Origin of the sequence: Asanoa sp. NPDC050611, assembly GCF_040654855.1 — a bacterium.
In the GTDB taxonomy this organism is placed as follows: Bacteria; Actinomycetota; Actinomycetes; order Mycobacteriales; family Micromonosporaceae; genus Asanoa.
In genome coordinates this window covers 8,782-11,689 of record NZ_JBFAIU010000242.1, presented here as the reverse complement: position 1 = coordinate 11,689, position 2,908 = coordinate 8,782, and the positions used below count along the sequence as shown (strand labels likewise).

Sequence of the window (2,908 nt, the reverse complement as noted above, 5' to 3'; positions counted from 1 at the left end):
GTCGGACACCGGCAACGGCCGCCGGTAGCCGACGGCCCGCATCACATCACCCATCACCCCAAGTTGTCGAGCGCCGGGACGTCGGCGAGGACCCCCGACAGCGCCCGCGCGGCGAGGTCGTCGGCGCGGACCGCCGACAACGCGCCCCGCAGCCGTCCGATGGGTGTACGCCGCGCCGCGGCGAAGTAGACCGGTTGCATTGCTCTGCCTGACCTTTCTCAGAAGGCGGCGACGCCGGTGAGCGCCCGCCCGATGAGTAGTTGCTGTATCTCGGATGTGCCCTCGTAGAGCGTGGTCACCCGGGCGTCACGGAGGTATTTGCCGACCGGGTACTCGTCGATGTAGCCGTAGCCGCCGAAGACCTGCACGGCGCGGTCGGCCGCGCGGACGGCCGCCTCGCTGGCGAAGAGCTTGGCCATCGACGCCTCGGTGCCGAACGGCTGGCCGCGGTCGATCAGGTCGGCGACCCTCCAGACGAGTAGTCGGGCGGCGGCGGTGTCGACGGCGATCTGGGCGAGGTGGCGCTGGACGAGCTGGTGGCCGGCGATCGGCTTGCCGAACTGCGTGCGCTCGCCGGCGTAGCGCACCGCGGCGTCGAGACAGGCCTGGGCCAGCCCGACGCAGCCGGCGGCGAGCGACATCCGCCCCTTGTCGAGCGTACCCATGGCGATCTTGAAGCCTTGGCCCTCGGCGCCGACCCGCGCGGCGTCGCTGACGCGTACGCCGTCGAAGGTCAGCTCTGCCGTTGCCTGGCCGCGGAGGCCGAGCTTGCCGTGGATCTCGCGGCGGGTCAGCCCCGGCGTGTCGGTCTCGACGAGGAACGCGGTGACGCCGCGCGGGCCTGGCCCGCCCGTGCGCGCGAAGACGAGCGCGACGTCGGCCCAGGTGCCGTTGGTGATGAACAGCTTCGAGCCCGTGAGCAGCCAGTCGTCGCCGTCGCGGACGGCGCGGGTCGCGAGGTTGGCGGCGTCGGAGCCGGTGCCGGGCTCGGTCAGCGCGAAACAGCCGAGCGCCGTGCCGGAGCAGAGGCGGGGTAGCCAGGACGACCGCTGGCTGTCGGACCCGTGTGCTGCGATGGTCTTCGCCACGAGACCCAGCGAGACCGAGACGATGCCCCGCACCGACGAGTCGCCCCGACCGAGCTCCTCGAGCACAAGGCAGTAGGTGAGATGGTCGCCGCCCGAGCCACCCAGCTCCTCGGGGATGGTCAGCCCGAGGAAACCCAGGTCACCGAGGCGTTTGACGATCGCGCGGTCGACCGACTCGCGCCTGTCCCACTCCGCGGCGTGGGGCGTGACCTCGCGTGCGACGAACTCGGCGGCGAGGTCGCGGCTCGCCTCGTGCTCGGGTGACAGGATGAGGTCCACGCCAATAAACTAACGGTGGTAGTTTTCGTCTGTCCAGACCGGCACGCGAGTTGTGCATAACCGGAGAGGAGTGCCGCGATGCCCCGACCGCGTCAGGCGCTGCTCACCCGGCAGCGCATCGTCGACACGGCCGCCGAGCTGATCGACGCCGAAGGGCTCGAGGCGGTGTCCACGCGGCGGCTGGCCGCGCAGCTCGGGGTCCGCGGGCCGTCCCTCTACAACCACTTCCCCAACAAGGACGCGATCCTCGACGCGGTGGCCGACGAGATCACCGCCGACGTCGACATCGGCTGCTTCACCACCCACGAGTGGCCCGACGCGCTGCGCCTCTGGGGCCGGTCCTACCGGGCCGCCCTGGCCGCACACCCCCACATCGTCCCGCACTTAGCCCGCGGGCCAGGGCGGCGGCCGCGCGCCCTGGCCATGGCCGACGCGGTCTACGGCGGCCTCGTCCGGGCCGGCTGGCCGCCGGCGCGGGCGACCCACATCGGCGCGCTCATGCGCTACCTGGTGGCCGGTTCCGCGTTGGGCTCGTTCGCCCGCGGCTTCGCGTCCGACCCGGCGATCTACATCTCGTCGGACTACCCACACCTCGGCCAGGCCCACCGGCTGGCCGCACACCAGCGCGAGGTCGACGAGGGCGCCTTCGAGCTTGGGCTGGAAGCGGTCATCAAGGGCCTCCAGATCACGTATGAAGAGGTGGTCGGTGGCGCGCACCACCGACCGCCCGGCACCGCCCGCTCCGCACCCACCCGGAGGTAACGCAATGGACCAGACCGAGGCCGGCCGCGCCGCGGCGAAGGTGGCCGACCGCGACCGGCTCTACATCGACGGCGAGTGGGTGAGCCCGCTCGACGCGCTACCGATGCCGGTGCAGGACCCCTCGACCGAGGAGGTCGTCGCGCAGGTCCCCGCCGCGGGCAGCGCCGACGTGGACCGCGCGGTCGCGGCGGCCCGGGCAGCGTTCGACCCGTGGGCGGGCCTGTCCCCCGACGCCCGCGCCGACCACCTCGACCGCCTGCTCGGCACACTGAGCGCGCGGGCCGAGCAGATCGCCGCGACCATCGCGATCGAGGTCGGCACCCCGATCAAGGTGGCCCACCGGGTGCAGACCGGCCTGCCGCTGACGGTGCTGGCCGGTTACGCGGCCCGGGCCCGCGACGGGTTCGAGCCGGAGACGATCAGAAACTCGCTGGTCGTACGCGAGCCCGCCGGCGTCGTCGGTGCGATCACACCGTGGAACTACCCGCTGCACCAGGTGATCGGCAAGGTCGGCGCCGCGCTCGCGGCCGGCTGCACGGTCGTGTTGAAACCGGCCGAGCTGACCCCGCTGACCGCCTACCTGCTGTTCGACGCGATCGACGAGGCCGGCCTGCCGCACGGCGTGGTCAACCTGGTCACCGGCTCGGGCCCGGTCGCCGGCTCGGCGCTGGCGGCGCACCCCGACGTCGACGTCGTCTCGTTCACCGGCTCCACGGCGACCGGCGCGGCGATCAGCCGGCTGGCCGCCGACCGCAACGCCCGCGACACCCTCGAGCTGG

General features: G+C 72.8%; 4 protein-coding genes. 2 read left to right on the top strand and 2 right to left on the bottom strand.

Features of this window, described 5'->3' with window-relative positions:
- Positions 1-53: 53 nt before the first annotated feature.
- Positions 54-200: a hypothetical protein gene (locus tag AB0H87_RS29280; RefSeq protein WP_360152558.1), complete on the bottom strand. Its 147-nt coding sequence runs from the start codon at positions 198-200 to the stop codon at positions 54-56.
- Between the two features lie 18 nt (positions 201-218).
- A complete protein-coding gene (locus AB0H87_RS29275) occupies positions 219-1,367 on the bottom strand; it encodes an acyl-CoA dehydrogenase family protein (RefSeq protein WP_360152555.1) in 1,149 nt (382 codons plus the stop codon).
- Between the two features lie 78 nt (positions 1,368-1,445).
- Here AB0H87_RS29275 and AB0H87_RS29270 point away from each other — a divergent pair, with 78 nt between their 5' ends.
- A complete protein-coding gene (locus AB0H87_RS29270) occupies positions 1,446-2,129 on the top strand; it encodes a TetR family transcriptional regulator (protein ID WP_360152553.1) in 684 nt (227 codons plus the stop codon).
- A gap of 4 nt (positions 2,130-2,133) precedes the next feature.
- Positions 2,134-2,908 (top strand): aldehyde dehydrogenase family protein (locus AB0H87_RS29265; RefSeq protein WP_360152550.1); only part of this gene is annotated, 775 nt, incomplete at its 3' end.

Coding starts and splice junctions, on each gene's coding strand:
- AB0H87_RS29270 (WP_360152553.1), top strand. CDS start 1,446: ATGCCCCGACCGCGTCAGGCGCTGCTCACCCGGCAGCGCATCGTCGAC.
- AB0H87_RS29280 (WP_360152558.1), bottom strand. CDS start 200: ATGCAACCGGTCTACTTCGCCGCGGCGCGGCGTACACCCATCGGACGG.